The organism is Tessaracoccus sp. SD287 (genome assembly GCF_017355265.1).
Lineage (GTDB): Bacteria > Actinomycetota > Actinomycetes > Propionibacteriales > Propionibacteriaceae > Aestuariimicrobium.
Map to the genome: position 1 here is coordinate 69034 of NZ_JADIJQ010000012.1, position 20931 is coordinate 89964.

Annotated in this window: 20 protein-coding genes and 1 tRNA gene; 12 read left to right on the forward strand and 9 right to left on the reverse strand. The window is 68.5% G+C overall.

From position 1 onward, the window contains the following. Positions 1 to 1368: a dihydrolipoamide acetyltransferase family protein gene (locus IPV09_RS07015; RefSeq protein WP_207474524.1), complete on the forward strand. Its 1368-nt coding sequence runs from the start codon at positions 1 to 3 to the stop codon at positions 1366 to 1368. A gap of 52 nt (positions 1369 to 1420) precedes the next feature. On the opposite strand, the gene IPV09_RS07020 is transcribed toward IPV09_RS07015, so the two are convergent. The 4 genes from IPV09_RS07020 to IPV09_RS07035 form a co-directional block, all read right to left on the reverse strand. Next, complete coding sequence (locus IPV09_RS07020; protein ID WP_207474525.1) at positions 1421 to 2095, reverse strand: DNA alkylation repair protein; 675 nt, start codon at positions 2093 to 2095, stop codon at positions 1421 to 1423. An 11-nt stretch (positions 2096 to 2106) separates the two neighbouring features. Then, positions 2107 to 2700 carry a class I SAM-dependent methyltransferase gene (locus IPV09_RS07025; RefSeq protein WP_207474526.1) on the reverse strand — a complete coding sequence of 198 codons (594 nt, stop codon included), beginning with the start codon at positions 2698 to 2700 and terminating at the stop codon, positions 2107 to 2109. Positions 2701 to 2733: 33 nt separating this feature from the next. Then, positions 2734 to 4122 (reverse strand): iron-containing alcohol dehydrogenase, encoded by a 1389-nt coding sequence (locus IPV09_RS07030; protein WP_207474527.1) that lies wholly within the window; start codon positions 4120 to 4122, stop codon positions 2734 to 2736. Positions 4123 to 4235: 113 nt separating this feature from the next. Beyond that, positions 4236 to 5729, reverse strand: coding sequence for a glycerol kinase (locus IPV09_RS07035; protein ID WP_207474528.1), 1494 nt, complete (start codon positions 5727 to 5729; stop codon positions 4236 to 4238). A gap of 256 nt (positions 5730 to 5985) precedes the next feature. On the opposite strand from IPV09_RS07035, the gene IPV09_RS07040 reads away from it, so the two are divergent. After that, a complete protein-coding gene (locus tag IPV09_RS07040) occupies positions 5986 to 7215 on the forward strand; it encodes a RuBisCO large subunit C-terminal-like domain-containing protein (RefSeq protein ID WP_207474529.1) in 1230 nt (409 codons plus the stop codon). A gap of 485 nt (positions 7216 to 7700) precedes the next feature. Beyond that, positions 7701 to 8267 carry a DUF559 domain-containing protein gene (locus IPV09_RS14640; protein WP_207474530.1) on the forward strand — a complete coding sequence of 189 codons (567 nt, stop codon included), beginning with the start codon at positions 7701 to 7703 and terminating at the stop codon, positions 8265 to 8267. Positions 8268 to 8355: 88 nt separating this feature from the next. On the opposite strand, the gene IPV09_RS07050 is transcribed toward IPV09_RS14640, so the two are convergent. From IPV09_RS07050 to IPV09_RS07060, 3 genes are all read right to left on the reverse strand, one after another. Next, positions 8356 to 9141, reverse strand: coding sequence for a triose-phosphate isomerase family protein (locus tag IPV09_RS07050; RefSeq protein ID WP_207474531.1), 786 nt, complete (start codon positions 9139 to 9141; stop codon positions 8356 to 8358). A 71-nt stretch (positions 9142 to 9212) separates the two neighbouring features. Further along, positions 9213 to 9782, reverse strand: coding sequence for a pyridoxamine 5'-phosphate oxidase family protein (locus IPV09_RS07055; protein WP_207474532.1), 570 nt, complete (start codon positions 9780 to 9782; stop codon positions 9213 to 9215). Between the two features lie 134 nt (positions 9783 to 9916). Beyond that, positions 9917 to 11473: an FGGY-family carbohydrate kinase gene (locus IPV09_RS07060; RefSeq protein ID WP_207474533.1), complete on the reverse strand. Its 1557-nt coding sequence runs from the start codon at positions 11471 to 11473 to the stop codon at positions 9917 to 9919. A gap of 110 nt (positions 11474 to 11583) precedes the next feature. Between IPV09_RS07060 and IPV09_RS07065 the strand changes: the two genes are divergently transcribed. The 8 genes from IPV09_RS07065 to IPV09_RS07100 all read left to right on the forward strand — a co-directional run bounded on the left by IPV09_RS07065 (position 11584) and on the right by IPV09_RS07100 (position 18292). Beyond that, complete coding sequence (locus IPV09_RS07065) at positions 11584 to 12618, forward strand: zinc-binding dehydrogenase (RefSeq protein WP_207474534.1); 1035 nt, start codon at positions 11584 to 11586, stop codon at positions 12616 to 12618. A gap of 20 nt (positions 12619 to 12638) precedes the next feature. After that, positions 12639 to 13640 carry an LLM class flavin-dependent oxidoreductase gene (locus tag IPV09_RS07070; RefSeq protein ID WP_207474535.1) on the forward strand — a complete coding sequence of 334 codons (1002 nt, stop codon included), beginning with the start codon at positions 12639 to 12641 and terminating at the stop codon, positions 13638 to 13640. A gap of 104 nt (positions 13641 to 13744) precedes the next feature. Continuing rightward, on the forward strand, positions 13745 to 15025 hold the full coding sequence (eno, locus tag IPV09_RS07075) for a phosphopyruvate hydratase (RefSeq protein WP_207474536.1): 1281 nt from the start codon (positions 13745 to 13747) through the stop codon (positions 15023 to 15025). Positions 15026 to 15173: 148 nt separating this feature from the next. Further along, positions 15174 to 15752, forward strand: a complete 579-nt coding sequence (locus IPV09_RS07080; protein WP_370590249.1) for a septum formation initiator family protein — start codon at positions 15174 to 15176, stop codon at positions 15750 to 15752. Position 15753: 1 nt separating this feature from the next. After that, on the forward strand, positions 15754 to 16293 hold the full coding sequence (locus IPV09_RS07085) for a DUF501 domain-containing protein (protein ID WP_370590250.1): 540 nt from the start codon (positions 15754 to 15756) through the stop codon (positions 16291 to 16293). After that, positions 16290 to 17204 carry a Ppx/GppA phosphatase family protein gene (locus IPV09_RS07090; protein ID WP_207474537.1) on the forward strand — a complete coding sequence of 305 codons (915 nt, stop codon included), beginning with the start codon at positions 16290 to 16292 and terminating at the stop codon, positions 17202 to 17204. The genes IPV09_RS07085 and IPV09_RS07090 overlap by 4 nt, the downstream gene beginning before the upstream one ends. Positions 17205 to 17233: 29 nt before the next feature. Then, a tRNA-Leu gene (locus IPV09_RS07095) sits at positions 17234 to 17307 on the forward strand. A gap of 136 nt (positions 17308 to 17443) precedes the next feature. Beyond that, on the forward strand, positions 17444 to 18292 hold the full coding sequence (locus tag IPV09_RS07100) for a Bax inhibitor-1/YccA family protein (protein ID WP_207474538.1): 849 nt from the start codon (positions 17444 to 17446) through the stop codon (positions 18290 to 18292). A gap of 66 nt (positions 18293 to 18358) precedes the next feature. On the opposite strand, the gene IPV09_RS07105 is transcribed toward IPV09_RS07100, so the two are convergent. After that, positions 18359 to 18988, reverse strand: a complete 630-nt coding sequence (locus IPV09_RS07105) for an NUDIX hydrolase (RefSeq protein ID WP_242681351.1) — start codon at positions 18986 to 18988, stop codon at positions 18359 to 18361. Between the two features lie 250 nt (positions 18989 to 19238). Between IPV09_RS07105 and IPV09_RS07110 the strand changes: the two genes are divergently transcribed. Next, positions 19239 to 20096, forward strand: coding sequence for a neutral zinc metallopeptidase (locus tag IPV09_RS07110; RefSeq protein WP_207474540.1), 858 nt, complete (start codon positions 19239 to 19241; stop codon positions 20094 to 20096). A gap of 17 nt (positions 20097 to 20113) precedes the next feature. Here IPV09_RS07110 and IPV09_RS07115 read toward each other — a convergent pair. After that, positions 20114 to 20931 (reverse strand): hypothetical protein (locus IPV09_RS07115; protein ID WP_207474541.1); only part of this gene is annotated, 818 nt, incomplete at its 5' end.

Consider the following 20931-nt stretch of genomic DNA (forward strand, 5'->3'; position numbering starts at 1 on the left):
ATGGCAACATTCCTGCGAATGCCGGGAGTCTCCGCCGATTCCGACGAGGCACTCCTCGACAAGTGGTACGTCGAAGAGGGCGCGTCGGTGAAGAAGGGCGAGCCGCTCATCTGCGTGGAGACCGAGAAGGCGCTGGTCGACGTTGACGCCGACGCCGACTACACCATCCACAAGATCGTGCGTGCGGGTGGCGAGACGGTGACCGTCGGCGACCCTGTCGCCGTGCTGCTGCAGGCCGGGGACGACGCCGCCGCCGGAGACGTCCTGGTGGCCCAACTGGGTGGCGCCCCTGCCGCCGAGGCGGCTCCCGAGGTGGAGGCGGCCCCCGCCACCCCCGCCGAGGAGGCACCGACCGAGGCCATCGCCGAGGACATGGCCGCTCCGGCCGAGACCGTCGAGGCACCCGCCGCCCCGTCGACCCCGGCAGCGACCGCCGCTCCGTCAACTCCGGCGCCGTCGCGCGCCGACGGGGAGCGCATCTTCGTCAGCCCGCTGGCCCGCAAGATGGCCGTCGAGCACGGCATCAACCTCGAGGGCCTGGCCGGGACGGGACCGCGCGGACGCATCCGCAAGGTCGACGTGCTGGCAGCCCTGGAGTCCGGTGACCAGGCCGCGGAGCAGGCCCCGGTGGCCGCCGCTGCCCCGGCCCAGGCCGCTGCCCCCGCAGCCGCCCAGCCGGTCCCGCAGGGTGGTACCGCTGTGCCGAACAGCAAGCTGCGACGCCTGATCGCCTCGCGCCTGCAGCAGTCCAAGCGTGACGCCCCGCACTTCTACCTGAAGGCGGCGCTGAACATGGACGCCCTGCTGGGGCTGCGCAAGCAACTCAACGAGGCCTCGCCGGTGAAGATCTCGGTCAACGACCTGATCGTCAAGGCCGCTGCCCGGGCCCTGGTCGACGTTCCGGAGATGAACGTCACCTGGACCGATGAGGCGACCATCACCTACGACCAGGTCGACGTGGCCGTCGCGGTCGCCTCGGAGAAGGGCTTGGTGACGCCCGTGTTCCGCAACGTCGCCGGCACCTCCCTGACCGGTCTGGCGACCGCCATCAAGGAGGCCGTGGTCCGCGCGAACGAGGGCCGTCTGCAGCAGAACGAGCTCGAGGGCGGCACGCTGACCATCAGCAACCTGGGCATGTACGGCGTTGACGAGTTCAGCGCCATCATCAACCCGCCGCACGCCGGCATCCTGGCCGTGGGTGCGGCCAAGCCGCAGATCGTGGTGGGCGAGGACGGCCAGCCGGCCGTGGCCACCGTGTGCACGGTGACCCTGTCGGTCGACCACCGCGCCGCCGACGGGGCCGTGGCTGCCCAGTGGCTGGCCCGGTTCCGCCAGATCGTGGAGAACCCGCTGCAGATCGTGATCTGATCACGACGCTGTCGCACCGACGTGCCCGGACCCCTGCGGGGGTCCGGGCACGTCAGCGTTGGCGCGAGACCATCTCGGCGATCCAGAGGGGCGCGAACGGCGAGGTGCAGTTCGGCGCGGTGGGGTAGTCCTTGAGGACCTCGAGCCGTTCCCCGATGTCGATGGCCCGACGGCGCAGGTGCTCGTGGTGGATGCCGATCGTGGCCAACGTCTCGTTCATCGCCCACTGCAGCGGGTCGGGGGCGTCGGCCATCCGCGCCTCGACCAGATCGAGCAGACCGGGCAGGTCGAGCAGGTCCGGCGACTTGCGGACCGCCTCGCTGGTGAGTTCCCAGCCGGCGCTGGCGACCCGGGGGTGGGCGTCGGCGAACCACCGGTGGCGCAACTGCTCGGCGTGACCGCTCTTCTTGACCACGTAGTTGACCAGCCAGTAGTGCTCCTTGGGGCCGCGGACGGCTCGCAGCATCGCGTCCAGTTCGTCGGCCGTGAACGCCTTGGGCCGACAGATGAGCAGCGCGACGAGGCGGGCCGCGGTGTCACCGGTGGCCCACAGCAGCATGGCCAGCTCGTGGTCGGTCTTCAGTCGCTTGGCCAGGGCTCGCAGCGCGCCCAGGTTCACGCCATGGTCATCACCGTGGCGTTGGTTCACGGCCCGAAGCCCGGGGTCGGCCAGGTCGGCGAGTTCGGCCAGCACCTGGTCGCGGCGCTCATCTGCGGTCTGCGTCATCGTGGTCTGCCTCACGCTGCCCGACGATGTGCCACGACCGCCTCCACGAACCCCAGACCCACCCGGTGATGGTGGTCGACCACGAAGCCGACCTGCTCGGCCACGGCGCGGGGCAGTCGCCGTGGGCGGGTCTTGCGTGCCTCGACCGCACGCAGCGGCCACCGGGTGTACTCGATGTGGTCCATCAACAGCAGCAGCCCGCCCGGTCGCAGCACCCGGTGCATCTCGGCGAGGGCCGCCTGCTGGTCACCGATGCTGCACAGGGCCAGCAGGCAGCTGACCGTGTCGAAGGAGCGGTCGGGCAGGTCCAGGTGCTGGGCGTCGCCCTCGACCAGGTCGACCTGCCGACCCCACCGATCGGCCCGGGCCCGGCCGAGCGCGAGCATGGCCGGGCTCAGGTCGAGCCCCACGACCTCGACGTCGGCGGGGTAGTGGCGCAGGTTGTGCCCGCTGCCGAAGGCCACCTCCAGGGTGCGACCCCGTGCCCTGCCCAGTAGGTCGGCGCGGGTGGCGCCCAGGAACGGGCGTTGCAGCATCTCGGTGCGGTCATAGAGCTGTGCGATGCGGTTGTAGGCGTCGCGCTGGGCGCTGGTGTGCTGGTCCATGACGCTCCCCGGGAGGTGGGACAGGGCTGCTGCTCAGAGACCCCCACCGGCGTGTTCGGCGCGGGCGAAGACCTCGTCCATCAGCTCATCGTTCCACAGCCCACGCATCAACAACAGGTCGCAGACGGTCAACCGGTCGCGCATGAACGGCAGCGCCAGCAGGGCCCACCGGGCCTGGGCGGCGTCAACCGGTGGGGTCAGTTGGCTGAACTTCGTCGGGGCGTCCCAGCGCAGCAACGTGTCGGCGGCCAGGGTTGCCGGGGGAGTCAGGTCGGCCAGATGGTCGCGGTGCTGGTCGCCGGCCGAGTCGAAACCTGCGCGGCTGGCCCGAGCCCACTTCCTGGCCTTGTTGCCCACCGCGTCCCAGCACTCGTCGCCGAGCTTGCCGGTCGGGTCGATGCGATTCCAGGTGTCTCGGGTGCGCTGCTCGAGGTCGGTGGGGTATTCCAGTTCGACAGTGTTCACGTTCAACAGGTCCCGCTCGTGGATGATCTCCCACAGGGCCAGCGCGACGATGGTCGCCACCCCCACCTGGGCGCCGTGGTAGTCGTGCTCCCGGCCCTCGGCCATGGCCGCCATGTCCAGCACGTGGCTGACCAGGTGGTCGACCCCCGAGAGCGGTGCGGTGCTGCCGGCCATGCCGATCTGCAGGCCACCGCGGGTCAGTCCGTCCACCAGGCCGTGGCGGGCGACGGCGTCGTCCGGGTCCTGCAGCACCATGCACGACTCGCGGATCGGCTGGTAGACCGACGGGTCGTAGCTGCCTCCCATGCCGAGCTTGCTGGACAGGTACCAGTCGGCCGGGGCCGACCAGATCGCGACCGCATCACCAACCCCCGACTGGGCCATCCGGGCCGGGGCCTGCGAGACGATGTCGTCGTCGATCAGGATGATCGAGGGCCACCGGGACGGCGAGGTGCGCTTGGCGCCGTTGACCACCAGGACCGACAGCGGGTCGGCGAACCCGTTGACCGACAGGGCGGTCTGCACCAGCACCAGCGGTGCCTCGGCGTTGGCCATCTTGGCGACGTCGCCGATGGTGCCCGAACCCAGTCCGATGACCAGGGACGCCTCCTTGCCGGCCTGCTGGACGGCGGCGACGGTGACCTCGTCATTGATCACGTCATGGTCGCGGGCGGCCGGGACGATGAAGTCGATCAGGGTGTCGTGCGCGCCCAGGTCGGCCAGGGCGGCGCTGATGATGTCCTTGGTCAGCGCGACCAGGTCCTGGCCGTTGACCAGCTTGTCGGTGGCGTCGCGCACCAGCAGCACCGGACCGGCCGGGTGCAGTGTCGTGACCACCTCACCCAGCCGGTCCAGTGCGCCGGGTCCGGTGATGACGTGCTGCAGCTCACCCCCCGAGGCGGCGACGGCATGTTCGTCCAGGGTCATGGCACTCGGGTCGTTCAGGCGGGCGTTCACAACAGCTCCATTCACATCATCAGGTTCGTGCAATCGGCCGGTGGGCCGGTCGTGCTGCCATGTCTGAAGCATGGCACGAGGGGGCGCCGTCACGGCGCCCCCTCGTGGAAGGATCAGGCCTCCTTGTTGATCTTTCGGGCCCAGCCCTTCGACAGCTCCACGGCTTCGCTCCAGCCGTGGTAGTTGGCGTCGGCCTCGTCGCGGCTGACCTGGGGCTCGAAGGTACGGTCGACCTTCCACTGGTCGGCCAACTGGTCCAGGCCGCTGTACAGGCCGGCACCCAGACCGCCGATGGTGATGGCGCCGTAGACGGCCGCCTCGGCGTTCTTCGGGCGGATGACCGGGATGCCCAGCTGGTCGGCGAGCATCTGGCACAGCAGGTTGTTCTTCACGGCGCCGCCGTCAATGCGCAGTTCGGGCATCTCGACGGTGGAACGAGCCGCCTCGACCAGGTCGCGCGTCTGGAAGACCATTGACTCGACCGCTGCCCGGATGATGTGCAGGCGGGTGGTGGTGTTGCTCATGCCGATGATGGACGCGCGGGCGTGGGGGTCCCAGTGCGGGGCCGCGAAACCGGTGAAGGCCGGAATCAGGTAGACGCCGTCGGTGCTCGGAACCTGCCCGGCGTACCACTCCGAGTCGGGGGCCGCATGGATCAGCTGCAGGTCGTCGCGCAGCCACTGCATCGTCTTGCCCATCGAGAAGACGACGCCCTCGATCTCGTAGGTGGTCTCGCCATCGACGCCCCAACCCACCGAGGGGGTCAGTCCGGCGACGCGCTGCGGCTCGGTGCCACAGTTGATGTTCATGACGCCGGCGGTGCCGAAGGTCATCTTGTTCTGGCCCTTGTTGAACGCGGCCTGGCCGAACAGGCCAGCCTGCTGGTCGCCCAGCACGCCGTTCAGCGGCACGGGGCTGCCGAAGGTGTCCTCGAGGTCCCCGAACAGGGCGTTGGACTGGACGATCTCGGGCAGCATGTTGCGCGGGATCCGGTAGGCGGCCAGCAGCTCGTCGTCCCACTGCAGCGTGCGGAAGTTCATCATCATGGTGCGCGAGGCGTTCGAGACGTCGGTCTTGAACTCCTTGCGGCCGGTCAGGTTCCAGATCAGCCAGGTGTCGACGGTGCCGGCCATCAGCTCGCCGCGCTCGGCACGCTCCTGGGCGCCCTCGACGTGGTCGAGGATCCAGCGGATCTTGGACGCCGAGTAGTAGGCGTCCGGGATGAGGCCGGTGCGCTCCTCGATCATCTCGCCGAGACCCTCGGCCACCCAGCGCTCAACGATGGGGGTCGACTGGCGCGAGGCCCAGACGATCAGGTTGTACAGCGGCTGACCGGTCTTGCGGTCCCAGACCAGGGCGGACTCGCGCTGGTTGGTCAGACCGGCGGCGGACAGTTCGCTCGGCGAGATGCCGGCCTGGCGCAGGGCGGCGCGGATGACCTCGAGCTGGGTGTTGATGATCTGCTGGGGGTCGTGCTCGATCCAGCCGGGGCTGGGGTAGATCTGGGTCAGTTCGGCCTGACCCATGCCCTTGACGTTGCCTTCAAGGTCGGTAATGAAGGCGCGGGCGCTGGTGGTACCTTCGTCAATTCCAAGGATGTAGTTCACGAGATCGTCGCTTCCTGTGGGCACCCCCGCTGGGGGACGCATCGTTGCGTGGTTGCTGCCATGACGCGGCGGCCGTTGGGCGCGCTCGTGATGGTGTCATGGTTGCACGTGGGACCACCGTAGGTGACCTGCCTCATACATGTCAAGACATGTACATACATGTTCGGCGGACGGTAGGCTGATTGCTGATGACTGCTGCCGCGGCGCGGTAGGGCCGACCGAAAGACGTTGTCGGGCCACTGTTGAGGAGTTCACCATGTCTGAGTTGATCGAAGCCACCTACGCCTTCACCCTGCCTCCTGACGCCGACGTGCGCGCCGTCGTCCGGAAGTTCGCGGTGGGACAGACCACCGGCACCTGGGTCGAGGTGCCAGGGCTGACCCCCGAGTTGAAGGACCGCCACGAAGGCACGGTGCGGCGGCTGTTCTCGGTGCCCGCCGCCGACACCACCACCACCCAGGCGCAGGGCCCCGTCGGGTACCTGGCCACGGTCGGCATTCCGGCGATCAACGTCGGGGACTCGATTCCCCAGCTGCTGAACACGGTGATCGGCAATGACGCGTCCACCTCGATGGAGGCCAAACTGGTCGGCCTGGACTTCCCCGAGGCCCTGCTGGGGCAGTTTGGCGGCCCCCGCCACGGGGTCCAGGGGTTGCGTGAACTGACCGGCGTCCATGATCGTCCGCTGTTGCTGAACATGCTCAAGCCCTGCGTCGGTCTGGCCCCCGAGGCCGCCGCCAAGATCTTTGAGGAGACCGCGCGCGGCGGCATCGACCTGATCAAGGACGACGAGCTGATGGGCAACACCAGCTACTCCACCGTGTTGCAGCGGGTCGAGGCCTTCCGCGCCGCTGCCGAGCGGGCCGCGGCCGAGACCGGTCGGCGCACCATCTACCTGCCGAACGTCACCGATCGTCCCGACCGGATGCTGGCGACGGCCCGAGCTGCCGTCGAGGCGGGCGCCGAGGCGCTGATGGTGGCCTACACCACGGTCGGGTACGGCGCGGTGCAGATGCTGCGCGACGAACTGGGGGTGCCCATCCTGGGCCACTTCGCCGGCGCTGCCCCCTTCTACGAGAGCGCGGGGTCGGGGATGAGCAGTGACCTGGCCTGCGGGCTGTTGACCCGTCTGGCCGGCGCCGACCTGGCTTTGGTCAACACCCCGTTCGGCGGCTACCCGATCACGGTCAACAGCTACCTGCAGACGGCCTCGCGGCTGAGTGAGCCGCTGGGCACCCTGCGCGCCACCATGCCGATCGTCGGGGGCGGCGTGCACCCGGGGACCGTGACCCGCTACGTCAACGACCTCGGCACCGATATCGTGCTCGGGGTCGGCGGCGCGATCCAGGGTCACCCCATGGGGGCGGCGGCAGGGGTCCGCGCCATGTTCCAGGCCATGGAGGCGACGGCCGCCGGGGTGCCGCTCGGCGAAGCCACTGGGGCTGAGCTGCAGGCTGCGATCGCCCGCTGGGGCGTGCTCGCTTGACCCATTCAGGCCGGGGCGTGCCGGGTGATGGACACAAACAAGTAGCCAGCCGCCTCACCAGGTGTCAAACGTCGTGAATTCGTGCGCCGGCTCCTTCTTTGTCCCTCGCCCACACTGCTGGGTTATCCACAGGTTCTTAGATAGCGCTTTTGCAGCCTTCCTGAAGTGAGCACCATGGGCACATGTGGACGCCGCTGCCGCTCACGGCGCTGAAAACTCGCCTGCAGGTGTGCAGCCGTCGCGACCTACTTGACGCTGGTCACAGTGCTCGTGGCATCGACCGACTGGTGAACCTGGGGCAGTTGCAACGGTTTGGGCCGCACTGGTTCGGCACCGCGATCACCCCCGGGGAGGTAGCCAGAGCGTTGCGCCGAAACCATCGCCTGACGTGCGCGTCGGCTCTGGAGGTCCACGGGGTGTTTATCCCTGAATCGCCCTGGCCGCACGAGGTCGGTCGTCAGTGCTCGAGCCGAACGCCAGCGGGTGTGATTGAGCACCGGCCGCTGCGACGATGGCCCGATGACGAACCGGTGCTGCCGCTGCGGGCCTCGCTGCGCCATGCCGTCTCGTGCCGTGGAGCGGAAGGAGCCGCCATCGTCCTGGAGTCCGCCCTCAACAAGGGTTTCATCACCGTTGATGAGAGCACTGAGTTGACCGCCCACCTGTCCCTGAAGCAGTTGCGGGCGATCGGCCGGGTCGATGGGCGGTCCATGTCTGGCCCAGAAACTCGGGTCCGCAGGTTCCTCGAGCGGCAGGGGGTGGAGGTCCAACCCCAGTTCCATGTGGCAAGCGTCGGTTTCGTCGACATGCTGGTGGGCGACAGGTTGGTGATCGAGTGTGACTCCATCGCGCACCACACCGGGTCGAACAATTACGCCGCCGACCGTCGTCGCGACCAGGCCTTGGCAGCGCTCGGGTTCCAGGTGATCCGCCTCACCTACCAGGACGTGATGCAGAACTGGGACCAGACCCGCGAGCTGCTTCGACATCTGATCGGGCGACGCATCCATCGCCGTCCCCGCCGGCGAGGACCTGGTGTCACAAAGAAGTAGCCAGCGGCCTCACTACGAGTCAGATCCTCTATTCGGGCTGCTGGCTACTTCTTTGTGCGCAGGCGCGTGCTCTGGGGAACTTGTTTGTTCACTGCTCGGCCAGTGCCGAGCGCACCTCGTCGACGACGGCCAGGAAGGAGTGGGGGTCCAGCCCGAACCGGCCCAGGAACACGCCGTCGGGAATGCCCTCGGGGGAGCCCACCTGACGGGCGTGGTCGACGATCGCCGAGAAGGTGCCCTGCTGGGCGCTGCCGCCATAGACCAGACGCAGGTTCGGCCGATCGGCCAGCATCTCGCGGATCGTGGCCACCACCTTGACGACGTGGGCCGGGGGAGCGGGTTCGGGAGCACCAATGGCCCAGGTCGGCTCGTAGGCGATCATCACCTCGGCGTCCAGCGGAACATCCCGCAGGCGCAGGTCGAACTGGGCGGCCATCACCTCGCGGGGGTCGTGGGTGGGGTCGGGTTCCCCGGCGACCAGGATCGGGGTGATCCCGTGGCGGGAGGCTTGACCGGCCTTGGCGCCGATCATCTCCTCGGTCTCGCCCAACTGGTGCACGCGTTCGGGGTGCCCGAGCATGGTCAACTTGCTGCCGATCTCGGACAGCAGTTCGGCGCTGACCTCACCGGTGTGGGCGCCGGGACCGAACTGGGACAGGTCCTGGGTGCCCAACGCCATGCCCGAGGGGCCGAGCTTGTCGATCATGATCGGCAGCAGCGGGTAGGGCACGCACAGGAAGGTGCCCCTGCCGGGGTGGGACCGGTCGGGGTAGCGGGCCTGCAGTTCGCTCGCGACGACCTGGGCCCAGTGGTGCGCGTCGGCCAGCGAGAAGTAACTCTTGGAGCTGTGGCCGATCAGGACTTTGGGGAGCATGCGGCCATGCTACCCGAACCGGCTATACATGTGCATACAAGCCACGCAGTGGACGGGCCACGCGCGAACCATCAACCGTCGTTCCCCGTTCCGAGGGGAGCCGTTTGCAGGCCGGCATCGAAGCCGTCGATGGAGACGGTGTTCTTCTGGTGCTGGTACTTCACGAGTCCCTCCGGACCCTTCTTCTGCGACCACTGGTGCATGGTCTCGCGGTCGCCGGCGAAGTCGTAGAGCGGAACGCCGTAGCCGCAGGCGGTCATGGCCTGGTCCACGTCGAGGACGAAGACCTGTCGGGCGCCCAGCATGGGCGGGAACAGGGCCAGCAACTCGTCCCAGTCCGGGTCGCCGTGCTGGACCATGCTGGGGGTGCCGTACAGCCGCAGGATCCAGGGCTTGCGTTCGAAGGAGCAGAACATGACCGTCATCCGTGGCACCTGCCGGATGTGGGCGGCGGTCTCGTTGCCGCTGCCGGTGCCGTTGAGCCAGGCGACCCTGTTCGGGCCGAGCACCCGGAACGAGTCGAGTCCCTTCGGCGAGACATTCACCCGGCCGTCGGCTGCGGCGGTGCCGACGAAGAACAGGTGCTGGCGTTCGATGAACTCCACCAGCTTTGGTTCGATCGAGTCGTAGAAGACGGCCAAGGTTGCCTCCTGGGTGTGTGGTGTCCCAGCCTGCCATGGTGGTGGGCACAGGCCGCGGGGGCGGGCCGTCCGGAGACAACCCGCCCCCGCGGCGGGGTGTTGCGGGGGTGAGGGGGGTCGTCCCCCGCAACGACTCAGTTGGCGTTGGCGTAGTCCACGGCGTCGGCCAGGTCGTCCCAGATGTCCAGCATCGCCAGACGGATCCGCTTGTAGACACCGAAGAACTTGTCGTACTTGGCGGTGTTCTCGGCGTTGGGGGTGTAGGTGCGACGCACGTGCACCATGTGCTCGGCGCCTTCGGCGTAGCTGGCGTAACGACCCACGCCCACGGCAGCAGCGATCGCAGCACCCTTGGCCCCGAACTCGGTGCCGGCGGGAACCTCAATGGTGCGGCCCAGGACGTCGGCGAAGATCTGCGCCCACACCGGGGAGTTGGCGCCGCCACCGGCCATCCGGACCACGTTCACCTCGGTCGGAATGGCGTCCAGGCAGTCACGGATGCCCAGGGCGACACCCTCGTACACCGCGCGCAGCATGTCATTGCGGGTGTGGGAGTTGTTGATGCCGTTGAACATGCCGCGGGCGTCCGGCTTGGTGAACGGGGCCCGCTCCCCACCCGGTGCCAGGTAGCCGTGGAAGATCAGCCCGTTCGACCCGATGGGCGTCTGCTCGACGACCTGGTCGAGGTACTCGTACAGGTTGCCCTGGGTCTTGGCCTCGGCCTCGCGGCGGAAGGAGCCACCCAGTTCCCGCAGGTACCAGTCGAGGTTGGGCGTGCAGAAGCTCAGGCCCATGGAACGAATCCAGGTCTCGGGGGTGTGCGGGATCATCCAGCCCACGTCCTCGGGAGCGGTCTCGTTGACCGGGTCGGTGCCGGCGACAGTCACGATGCCGGCGGTGCCGACCACCGCCATGCAGTCGCCGGGCTTGGCGACGCCGACGCCCAGCGAGGAGGCGGAGATGTCGACCGAGCCCTTGAAGACGGGCAGTCCCTTCGGCAGTCCGGTCACCCCGGCGGCCTGGTCGGTGATCTCGCCGAGCTGCTCATGGGGGTGCAGCAGTTCGGGCAGGACGACCTTGGCGTCGGTAATGCCGAGGATCTCCATGGCCTCGTCGGAGTAGGTGCGGCTGGCCATGTCGATGCCCATCAGGCTGGCGTCGGAGGGGTCGCCCTTGGCGACGCCGGTCAGCTTGAAGCCGATCCAGTCCTTGCACCACAGGTGCACGTTGCCTTCGACCATCAGCTCGGGCTGGTTCTCCAGACGCCACTTGAGGATGGCGCTGGCGGTGCCGGCGTAGGGACCGTTGCCGGTCAGGGAGAACTGCTTGGTGGTCGACCCGTCGGCCATCCACGCCTCGACGATGTCCCCGGCGCGGCCGTCGGTCCACAGGATGGCCGGCCCGACAGGTTCGCCGTCCTTGTTGATCATCCAGGATCCGTCACCCTGCCCGGTCAGGCCGACCGCCAGGATCTCGTCAGGGCTGACGCCCGAGCCGGTGAGAGCCTCCTGGATGGCCGTGGTGGCGGCCTCCCAGACGTCGAACATGTCCTCCTCGGCCTCTTGGGGCGTGGGGTTGTGGATGGGGACGTTGCGGGCGCCGCGAGAAACCTCGTTGCCGTCGCGATCGAACAGGGCTGCCTTGATGACCGAGGTGCCGGCGTCAATACCAAGGATGTAATTGCGTTCCATGATGGTGTTACCTCTACGTTGAGGGACAGTGGTGGGGCTGAGTCTATACATGTATGCACAAGTAGTGACATGTCTCACGGGCTGAATTTTTTCTGGCCTAGGCTTGCCCCATGCGAGCACTTGTCAAGCAGTCGCCCCAGCCCCTTGACGTTGTCCTGGAGGAGCGTCCCACGCCCGAGCCGGGCCCCGGCCAGATCCTGGTCCGCATCGTCGCGGCGGCGGTCTGCGGATCCGACCGTTCCGAGATCACCGGTACCGACACCGGGCTGACCCCACGGGTGCTGGGTCATGAGGCCGCCGGCATCGTCGCCGCCCTCGGCGAGGGCGTCGTGACCAGCCTGCGCGTGGGCGACCGGGTCACCATGGAGACCGATGCCGTGCTGTGCGGCACCTGCCGGTGGTGCCGCACCGAGCAGTACCAGCGCTGCCCCGAGCGTCGGGGTATTGGACGCGGCGCCGACGGCGCCCTGGCCGACTACCTGGCCATGCCCGCCCGCGCGCTGCACCGGGTGCCGGACAATGTCTCGTTCCTGGCCGCAGCCCTGACCGAACCCACCGCCGTCGCCGTGCACGCCGTCATCGAACAGAGCCCGTCGCTGGCCGGTGAGGTGGTCATTGTCAATGGTCCCGGGGCCGTGGGCCAACTGTGCGCCCAGGTCGCCCGAGCCGCGGGTGCCACCGTGGTGATGGCCGGGTTGAGCCGTCACGAGGCCAAGTTCGAGCAGGCCCGCGCGGCCGGCATCCGGCACTTCGTCCGCACCGATGTCGAAGACCTGGCCGCCTACGTCGCCGAGGTCAGCGGGGGTGACGGTGCCCACAGCGTCTTTGAGTGCAGCGGTGCGCCCGGGGTGCTGGCCACCATCGGGCCGGCGCTGTCCAAGGGAGGACGCATCGTCCTGGTCGCGTTCTACAAGACCAACCCCGAGATCAATGTGATGGAACTGGTCCAGAACGAGTTCGAACTGGTGGGCTCTCGAGGCAAGAAGGCGTCCAGTTTCCGCATCGCGCTGCGGTTGATGGCCGAGGGCGCGGTCGACACCCTGCCGGTGATTGGCAAGGTGTTGCCGCTGGAGGAGTGGGAGCAGGGCATCGAGGCCGTCGGCGCCGGTGACAAGGTCGTCTTCGTCATCGACCCCGACGCCTGAGGCCCGACTAGGGTTGGGCCATGCCCGTACCCCTTTCCGTCCTTGACCTTGCCAGCCTGACCGCTGGTCACACCTCGTCCGACGCCCTCAACGACACCATCTGGCTGGCGCAGCAGGCAGACCGGGCCGGATTCGGGCGGTTCTGGGTCGCCGAGCACCACAACACCCAGTCGGTGGTCTCGACGAACCCGCCGGTGCTCATCGCCGCGCTGGGGGCCGCCACCGATCGCATCAAGGTCGGTTCGGGCGGTGTGATGCTGCCCAACCACGCGCCCTACGTGGTCGCCGAACAGTTCGCCCTGCTCGAGGCGCTGCACCCCGGACGGATCGACCTCGGCATTGGGCGTGCGCCGGGCACCGACCAGATGACAGCCCAGGCCCTGCGCCGCAGCGTCGACGGACTCTCGGTCGACGAGTTCCCCCGTCACGTGCTGCAGGTGCTGCACTGGCTCGGCGACGAGCGCCTGGACGAACCCATGGTCAACCGACTGAGCGCGACCCCGGCACCCACCTCGTTCCCCGAGGTGTGGCTGCTCGGGTCCTCGGGCTACTCGGCCCAACTGGCCGGCATGCTGGGCATCCGGTACTGCTATGCCCACCACTTCGGCGGCATGGACCCGGTGTCGGTCTTCGACGCCTACCGGGCCCGCTTCGAGCCGTCGGCGGCGCTGGACGCCCCCCACGCGATGATCTGCACCTCGGCGATCACCGCCGACACCGACGAACAGGCCGACTTCCTGGCCGGCCCCGCCCGGATGATGTGGCTCTCGATTCGCACCGGCGCCCGCGAACCCGTGGTCAGCCCCGAGACGGCCGCCGCCCACGAGTTGACCCCGATGGACGAGATGGTGCTGGCGCAGAGCCCGTCCACCAAGTTCGTCGGAACCCACGACGCCGTGACCGACCAGCTGAGGTCACTGGTCGCCCAGACCGGGGTGCAGGAACTGATGCTGACCTCGACCACCTACGACATTGCCACCAAGATGGCGACCTACCAGGCGATCGCCGACCGCTGGTCCTGATCGTCCGGGCACGGGCGGAAGGACCCTCACCCCTGTTCGTCGCAGCCGTGGGCTGCCCGATAGAGTTTGCAACGACAACACAGTCTGAGAAAGGTTGAACCCGCATGGCAACCATCGATTTCATCGCTGCCCGCCAGATCCTGGATTCCCGTGGCAACCCGACCATCGAGGTCGAGGTGCTGCTCGAGGACGGTGCCGAGGGTCGCGCCGCTGTTCCGTCCGGCGCGTCGACCGGCGCCTTCGAGGCCGTCGAACTGCGTGACGGCGACAAGAGCCACTGGGGTGGTAAGGGCGTCAGCAAGGCCATCGAGAACGTCGAGACCATCGCCGACGAGGTGCTCGGTTTCGACGCCAGCGAGCAGCGACTGCTCGACCAGGCCCTGATCGAACTCGACGGCACCGACAACAAGGCCAAGCTGGGCGCCAACGCCATCCTGGGTGTCTCGCTCGCCGTGGCCCACGCCGCCGCCGACTCGGCCGGTCTGCCCCTGTACCGCTACCTGGGCGGCCCCACCGCCAACGTGCTGCCCGTCCCGATGATGAACATCCTCAACGGTGGCTCGCACGCCGACAGCAATGTCGACATCCAGGAGTTCATGATCGCCCCGATCGGTGCCGAGACCTTCGCCGAAGCCGTCGAGATGGGTGCGACCGTCTACCACGCGCTGAAGAAGGTGCTCAAGGACAAGGGTCTGTCGACCGGACTGGGTGACGAGGGCGGATTCGCTCCCAACCTGGAGTCGAACCGCGCTGCCCTCGACCTGATCCTCGAGGCCATCACGGCCGCCGGCTACGAGCCCGGCACCCAGGTCGCGCTGGCGCTGGACGTCGCTGCCACCGAGTTCTACAACGAGGACGGCACCTACTCCTTCGAGGGTGGCTCCAAGACCTCCGACGAGATGATCGCCTACTACACCGAACTCGTCGACGCCTACCCGATGGTCTCCATCGAGGACCCGCTGAACGAGGAGGACTGGGAGGGCTGGTCGAAGATGGCCGCTGCCCTCGGCGACCGTGTCCAGCTCGTCGGTGACGACCTGTTCGTCACCAACGTCACCCGGCTGCAGCGCGGCATCGACGAGAAGGCCGCCAACGCCCTGCTGGTCAAGGTGAACCAGATCGGTTCGCTCACCGAGACCATCGACGCGGTCAACCTGGCCCACCGCAACGGTTTCTCGTCCATGATGAGCCACCGCTCGGGTGAGACCGAGGACACCACCATCGCCGACCTGGCCGTCGCCCTGGGCTGTGGCCAGATCAAGTCGGGTGCCCCCGCCCGGACCGACCGCGTGGCCAAGTACAACCAGCTGCTGCGCATCGAGCAGGACCTGGACGACGCCGCGACCTACGCCGGCGCCTCCGCGTTCCCCCGCTTCCAGGCCTGAGCCAGTCAGCAGTTCGGCCCTGTCCCCGCGTGGGGGGCAGGGTCGAACTTGTCCCGTCCGCCACACTGGACGGGTGAGTGCACAAGGCAGCAGTCGAAAGTCCGGTTCAGGACGTGCCGGGGCGCGTCGCTCGGGTGACACTCCCCGCGTGCGGGCAGCGTCGCGGGCCACCGACCGTGCTGCCCGCGCCACGACCAGCAGCCCGCCGCCCAGCACGTCCCGCGCCGCGGCGCCCGAACCGGTCGATACCCGACGAGGACGGGGGCTGGCCATCACCCGCCGCGCCGTGGCGGTGGTGGTGGTGCTGTTCATCCTGCTGTTCAGCTACCTCAACAGCCTGCGCGTCTACTTCCGCCAGCAGCAGCAGATGGCCACCGCCCAGGTCGAGATCCAGCAGCGCCAGCGCGCCATCGAGCAACTCGAGGACGAGAAGGCCCGCTGGCAGGACCCGGACTACGTCAAGGCGCAGGCGCGCAGCCGGCTCGGCTGGGTGATGCCGGGCGAGGTCGGCTACAAAGTGATCGGCGCCGACGGCAAGCCCCTGGGCCAGGGATCGGAGCTGGAGAACGAGTCCGACCTGCCCTCGGACGAGCACCGGGTCTGGTGGGAGCGGATGATTGGTTCCATCAAGACCGCCGACGATCCCATCCCCACCGACCAGGCGCCGACCGCGGAGCCCACCGTGAAAGCATCGACACCAGCACCGTCCCCGAGCCCGAGCAGGTGAGATGACCGAGAACACGCCCACACTGCCAGGGCTGACGCCGATGAGCGCGCTGGACCGCGACATCATCGAGGCCCAACTCGGACGCGAACCGCGCGGCGTCGCCGGGGTCGCCTGGCGCTGCCGCTGCGGACGTCCCGGGGTGGTGGCCACCGAACCGCGACTGCCCCAGGGCACCCCGTTCCCCACCATCTACTACCTGACCAACCCGCGGATCACGTCGGCGGTCTCGACGCTGGAGGCCAGCGGGCTGATGGCCGAGATGTCGGCGCGGCTGCTCGCCGACCAGGACCTGGTCGCCCGCTACCGGGCCGCCCACGAGTCCTACCTGGCCGACCGGGCCGTGCTGGGAACGGTGCCCGAGATCGAGGGCATCAGCGCCGGGGGCATGCCCACCCGGGTGAAGTGCCTGCACGTGCTGGTCGGGCACTCCCTGGCGAAGGGCCCCGGTATCAACCCGCTGGGCGATGAGGCCGTCGAGCAGCTCGGCGACTTATGGAACAAGCCCTGTTCCGACGAGTGTGACGCCAGGAGCCAACGATGAGGATCGCTGCCATCGACTGCGGCACCAACTCGATTCGTCTGCTGGTGGCCGACAGCCGCCCCGACGGACGCCTCGAGGAGGAGGCCCGGCGCACCACCATGGTGCGCCTCGGCCAGGGCGTGGACGCCACCGGCGAGTTCCACCCCGACGCGCTGGCCCGCACCTTCGCGGCCTGCGACGAGTACGCCCGCATCATCGACCAGCTCGGGGGAGTGGACCGGGTGCGCTTCGTGGCCACCTCCGCCGCCCGCGACGCGGCGAACTCCGCGGTCTTCTTCCAGGGGGTCCACGAGCGCTTCGGCGTGATGCCCGACATCGTCGCCGGCGCCGAGGAGGCCCGGTTGAGCTTCAGCGGTGCCTCGGCCGGGCTCGAAGCCCAGGACGACCCGGTGCTGGTGATTGACATCGGCGGGGGCTCAACGGAACTGGTCCGCGGCTCCGAAGGGGCCATCGAGGTGGCCGAGAGCCTGGACATGGGCGCGGTGCGGCTGCGGGAACGCCTTCTGCACGCAGACCCGCCCACCCCCGGGCAGGTGGCCGAGGCCCGGGCCCACGTCGGCGCCCTGCTGGACCAGTGCGCGGTGCCGCTGGACGGCATCGGCACCTTCATCGGTGTCGCCGGCACGGTGACCACCATGGGCGCGGTCGCCCTGGGGCTTCCCGCCTACGACCGCTCGCAGGTGCACCACACGGTCATCACCCCCGAGGTCGTGCACGCCACTGCTGCCGACTGGCTGTCGCGAACCGTCGAGTCGCTGCGCACCATTGCCTCGATGCACCCGCAGCGCGCCGAGATCATCTGCGCGGGCGCGCTGATCCTCGACGAGATCGTCACCCGGGTGCAGCGTCCGCTGGTGGTCAGCGAGTCCGACATCCTGGACGGCATCGCGCTCGACCTGCTGAGCCAATGAGCTGGCGTCGTCTCTAGACTGCTCACCACGCCCTCGTAGCCCAACCGGCAGAGGCAGGCGGCTTAAACCCGCCCAAGTGCGGGTTCGAATCCCGTCGGGGGCACCCCTGACGCGCCCCTGGGACAAACCATCCGTGGGATGACGGCCCCATTGGGGAACGCTGGATAGAATGTGTCCGTTCCTCGAGACCGTGCGTGCGGCCGAGGCCGCACCACCTTTGGCCATCAGAGAGGCTTCCCATGGGCAACCCCATCCTTGACCGGATTGACACCTTCAACTCCCGCCAGCCGCAGCAGTTCGGCTACCAGCAGGGCTACGCCCCGCCGGGGTTCCAGCCGCAGGGCTACCAGCAGCAGGGCTACGGCCACCCGCAGGGCTACGGCCAGCCGCAGCAGTTCCAGCAGCAGCCGCAGCAGGGTCTGATGACCTTTGACGACGTCATCGCCAAGACAGCGGTCAGCCTGGGCATCGTCGCGGCCGTCGCCGCCGCTGCGTGGATGCTGATCCCCGACGCCCTGATGCTGCCGGCACTGCTGTTGTCGGGCATCGTCGGTTTCGTCACCGTTCTGGTGGTGGCCTTCAAGAAGACGATCAGCCCGGCCCTGGTGCTGGCCTACGCCGTCTTCGAGGGTGTCTTCATCGGCATGTTCAGCAAGCTGTTCGAGTCCTGGTACCCGGGCATCGTCAGCCAGGCGGTGATCGCCACCTTCGCCACGGCCGGCGTCACCCTGGCCGCGTACCGCTTCTTCAACATCAAGGTCACCCCGAAGTTCCGTCGGGTGGTCACCCTGGCCACCATCGGGTTCGCCGCCGCCATGCTGGTCAACTTCGTGGCCTCGATGTTCGGCCTCAGCACCGGTCTGCGCACCATTGGTGGCGACATGTCCCTGCTGGCGCTGGGCATCGCCGCCCTGGGTGCGGTGCTCGCGGTGATGAACCTGATCACCGACTTCGACGCCGTGGAGCGTGGGGTCGCCAATCGGGCACCGGCCAAGCAGAGCTGGGTCGCGGCGCTGGGCATCACCGTCACCATGGTGTGGCTCTACACCGAAATCCTGCGCATCCTGAGCTACTTCCGCAGCAACTGAGGCACGCTGCACCACCACGGGCCGGCGGCCGGGAACACTCCCGGCCGCCGGTTCGTTGCGTCCGGGCTAGTTCGCGGGGACGACCGTGGCGTACTTGTCCAGGATCGAACGCGACCCCGACGTCCACGGCAACGACCGCCAGTGCCACAGCGGCACCCACTCGGAGCGTTCGGTGGTGCCGTCGACGTCGAGCACCACCGGGTCGCTCGGCGCCACGCAGGTCGCTGAGTAGAAGATGCGCAGGGCGTGGAAGTCCTCCAGCACCCCGTTGGGGGCGCGTCCGATCCAGTGGTCGGACTGCAGATCGAGCAGCTTGTTGATCCGGACGTGTTGACCGGCCTCCTCCAGCACCTCCCGGACGACGGCGTCGGCGGGGGACTCGTGCGGGTCCAGACCGCCACCGGGCAACTGCCACAGGCCCGGCACCGCCGTGCGGCCCGAGCACTCGGTGCCGAGCACGCCCCGCTGCGAGCGCACCACCGCGTAGGCGGCGATGCGCTGGTTGAGCACCGGCTTCTCGCCGGCGGCAATCACCAGGGCAGGGTCGGCGCCTCGCTGCTTGACCCGTGGAGGCCGCATCCGGGAGGTGCGCGGCGCCACTCGAGCGGTGATCACCACCTCGCCGTGCACCAGCTGGGCGCTGAGCAGGCCCTGGATCACCCAGCCCGCCCGCCAGAAGGCAAGCTTCGGATGCAGCCCGTGCTCGATGTCGACCCTGACAAGCTCATGGGAACCCGGGGAGGCGACACCAACGATCTGCATCACGAACCAACTCACTAGCTCTGGGGACGGAACGGGACGCCAAGGCCACCCGCGGGGCGGGTCGATGACTGAACCGTAGTCAACGCCGCGTGCCCCTATCACCAACCACCGTATCGCTGTTCCCCTTCCCCTACAGTGAAGCTGAGCAAGCCCGGAGGGCATGGCGGGGCGAAGGAGCGGTCGGATGGATTTCAATCAGGATGCACTCATCAACACTGGCTCGGTCACCAGCGGTGGTGGCGGCGGTCGTGGTGGTGGTCTGGCCGTCGGCGGCATCGGCGGCATCATCATGGTGGTGCTGGCCCTGGTGCTGGGGCTGAACCCGGGCGACCTGCTCGGCGGGGGTGGGGCCACCGATGATCCCGGCCAGAGCAACAGCGAGTGCCGCACCGGCGCCGACGTGCAGCGCAACCCCGACTGCCGGTGGCCGGCCTACATGACCTCGATGGAGCAGTACTGGTCGCAGGCCCTCAACGGCTTCCAGGCGCCGACCATGCGCACCTTCAGCGGCGGCGTCAGCACCGCCTGCGGCCAGGCCAGTTCCCAGGTGGGCCCGTTCTACTGCCCGGGCGACTCGAAGATCTACGTCGACACGGCCTTCGTCGGTCAACTGCTGGAACAGTTGGGCACCCAGAGCTCCTACGCCGCCGAGGCCTACATCGTCGGCCACGAGTACGGCCACCACATCCAGAACCTCACCGGGGTGCTCGCCAAGAGCCAGGACGGCAAGACCGGCCCGACGTCGAACGCGGTGCGGGTGGAGTTGCAGGCCGACTGCTACGCCGGGGTCTGGTTCAAGTGGACCTCGACCAACACCGACGACGTCATCGACAACGTCACCGCCGACGACCTGAATCGCATCGTCGAGGCCGCCAAGGCGGTGGGTGACGACCACATCCAGGAGCAGTCCGGCGGCGGGGTGCGACCCGACGGATGGACCCACGGCTCGTCCCAGATGCGCAAGTTCTGGGTGCAGAAGGGTTTCCAGTCCGGCGACCCGAACCAGTGCGACACGTTCAGCACCGACGAGTTGGGCCAGTGACGCCGGGCCGGTGAGTCTCAGACCTCGTCGGTGATGTCGCGGCCCATCATGTCGGTCACCATCGTGCGCCCGTCCAGCGTGAAGCGGATGGTCGGCAGCGGACGACCGTCGCGGCGGTCGATCACCCAGGTGACCACCGCGTCCTGCGGGGCACCCCACTTCATGGGCAGGGTGCGCATCTCTTCCAGCAGGACCGCGATGTCGACGTCGGAGGGGCTGAACGCGTCGGAGGTGGCTGCCTCGCTGCGTGAGGTGCGGAACGCCGGCACCATCCGCTGACGGGTGACCCGCAGCGTGGCCTGGGGATCCTTGGGGTCCACCGACTCCGCATAGAGCGACTCCCGGGTCAGCACCATCGAGGTCAGCTGGGTGCGTGAGGCGATCGCGTCCTGCATGGCCTCGCGCAGGCCCCAGTCGGTCAGGAAGTCGAGCCGGTTCACCGTCGACGCGTCGGGACGGAAGAACACCGGCACCGACTCGGGGCGGGTGGTGACCACCATCATCACCGAGCCGGGTGTCTGCTCCACGATCTGCAACTCCTGGGCAGCGGTGCTGCCGCTGATCTCGGCCGCCTTGGTGAACAGCGCACCCACGTCGTCGATGTTGAAGGCGTCGGGGTCGAAGCTGGACTGTTCGATGTACTCAATGTCGGAGTCGGTCTCGGCGATCTGCCCCTGCGTCCACCGCCAGGCCTTGGCGCGGCGGCCGTCCAGTGCCGACAGCGTCGCGGTGGTGGCAGTGATGTCGATCTTGATGACCGGAAGGTTGGAGGCCTGCTGCAACTGTTGGACGGCCTTGCGGGCCTCGCCGGGGACGGTCAACTCCGGCCAGACGG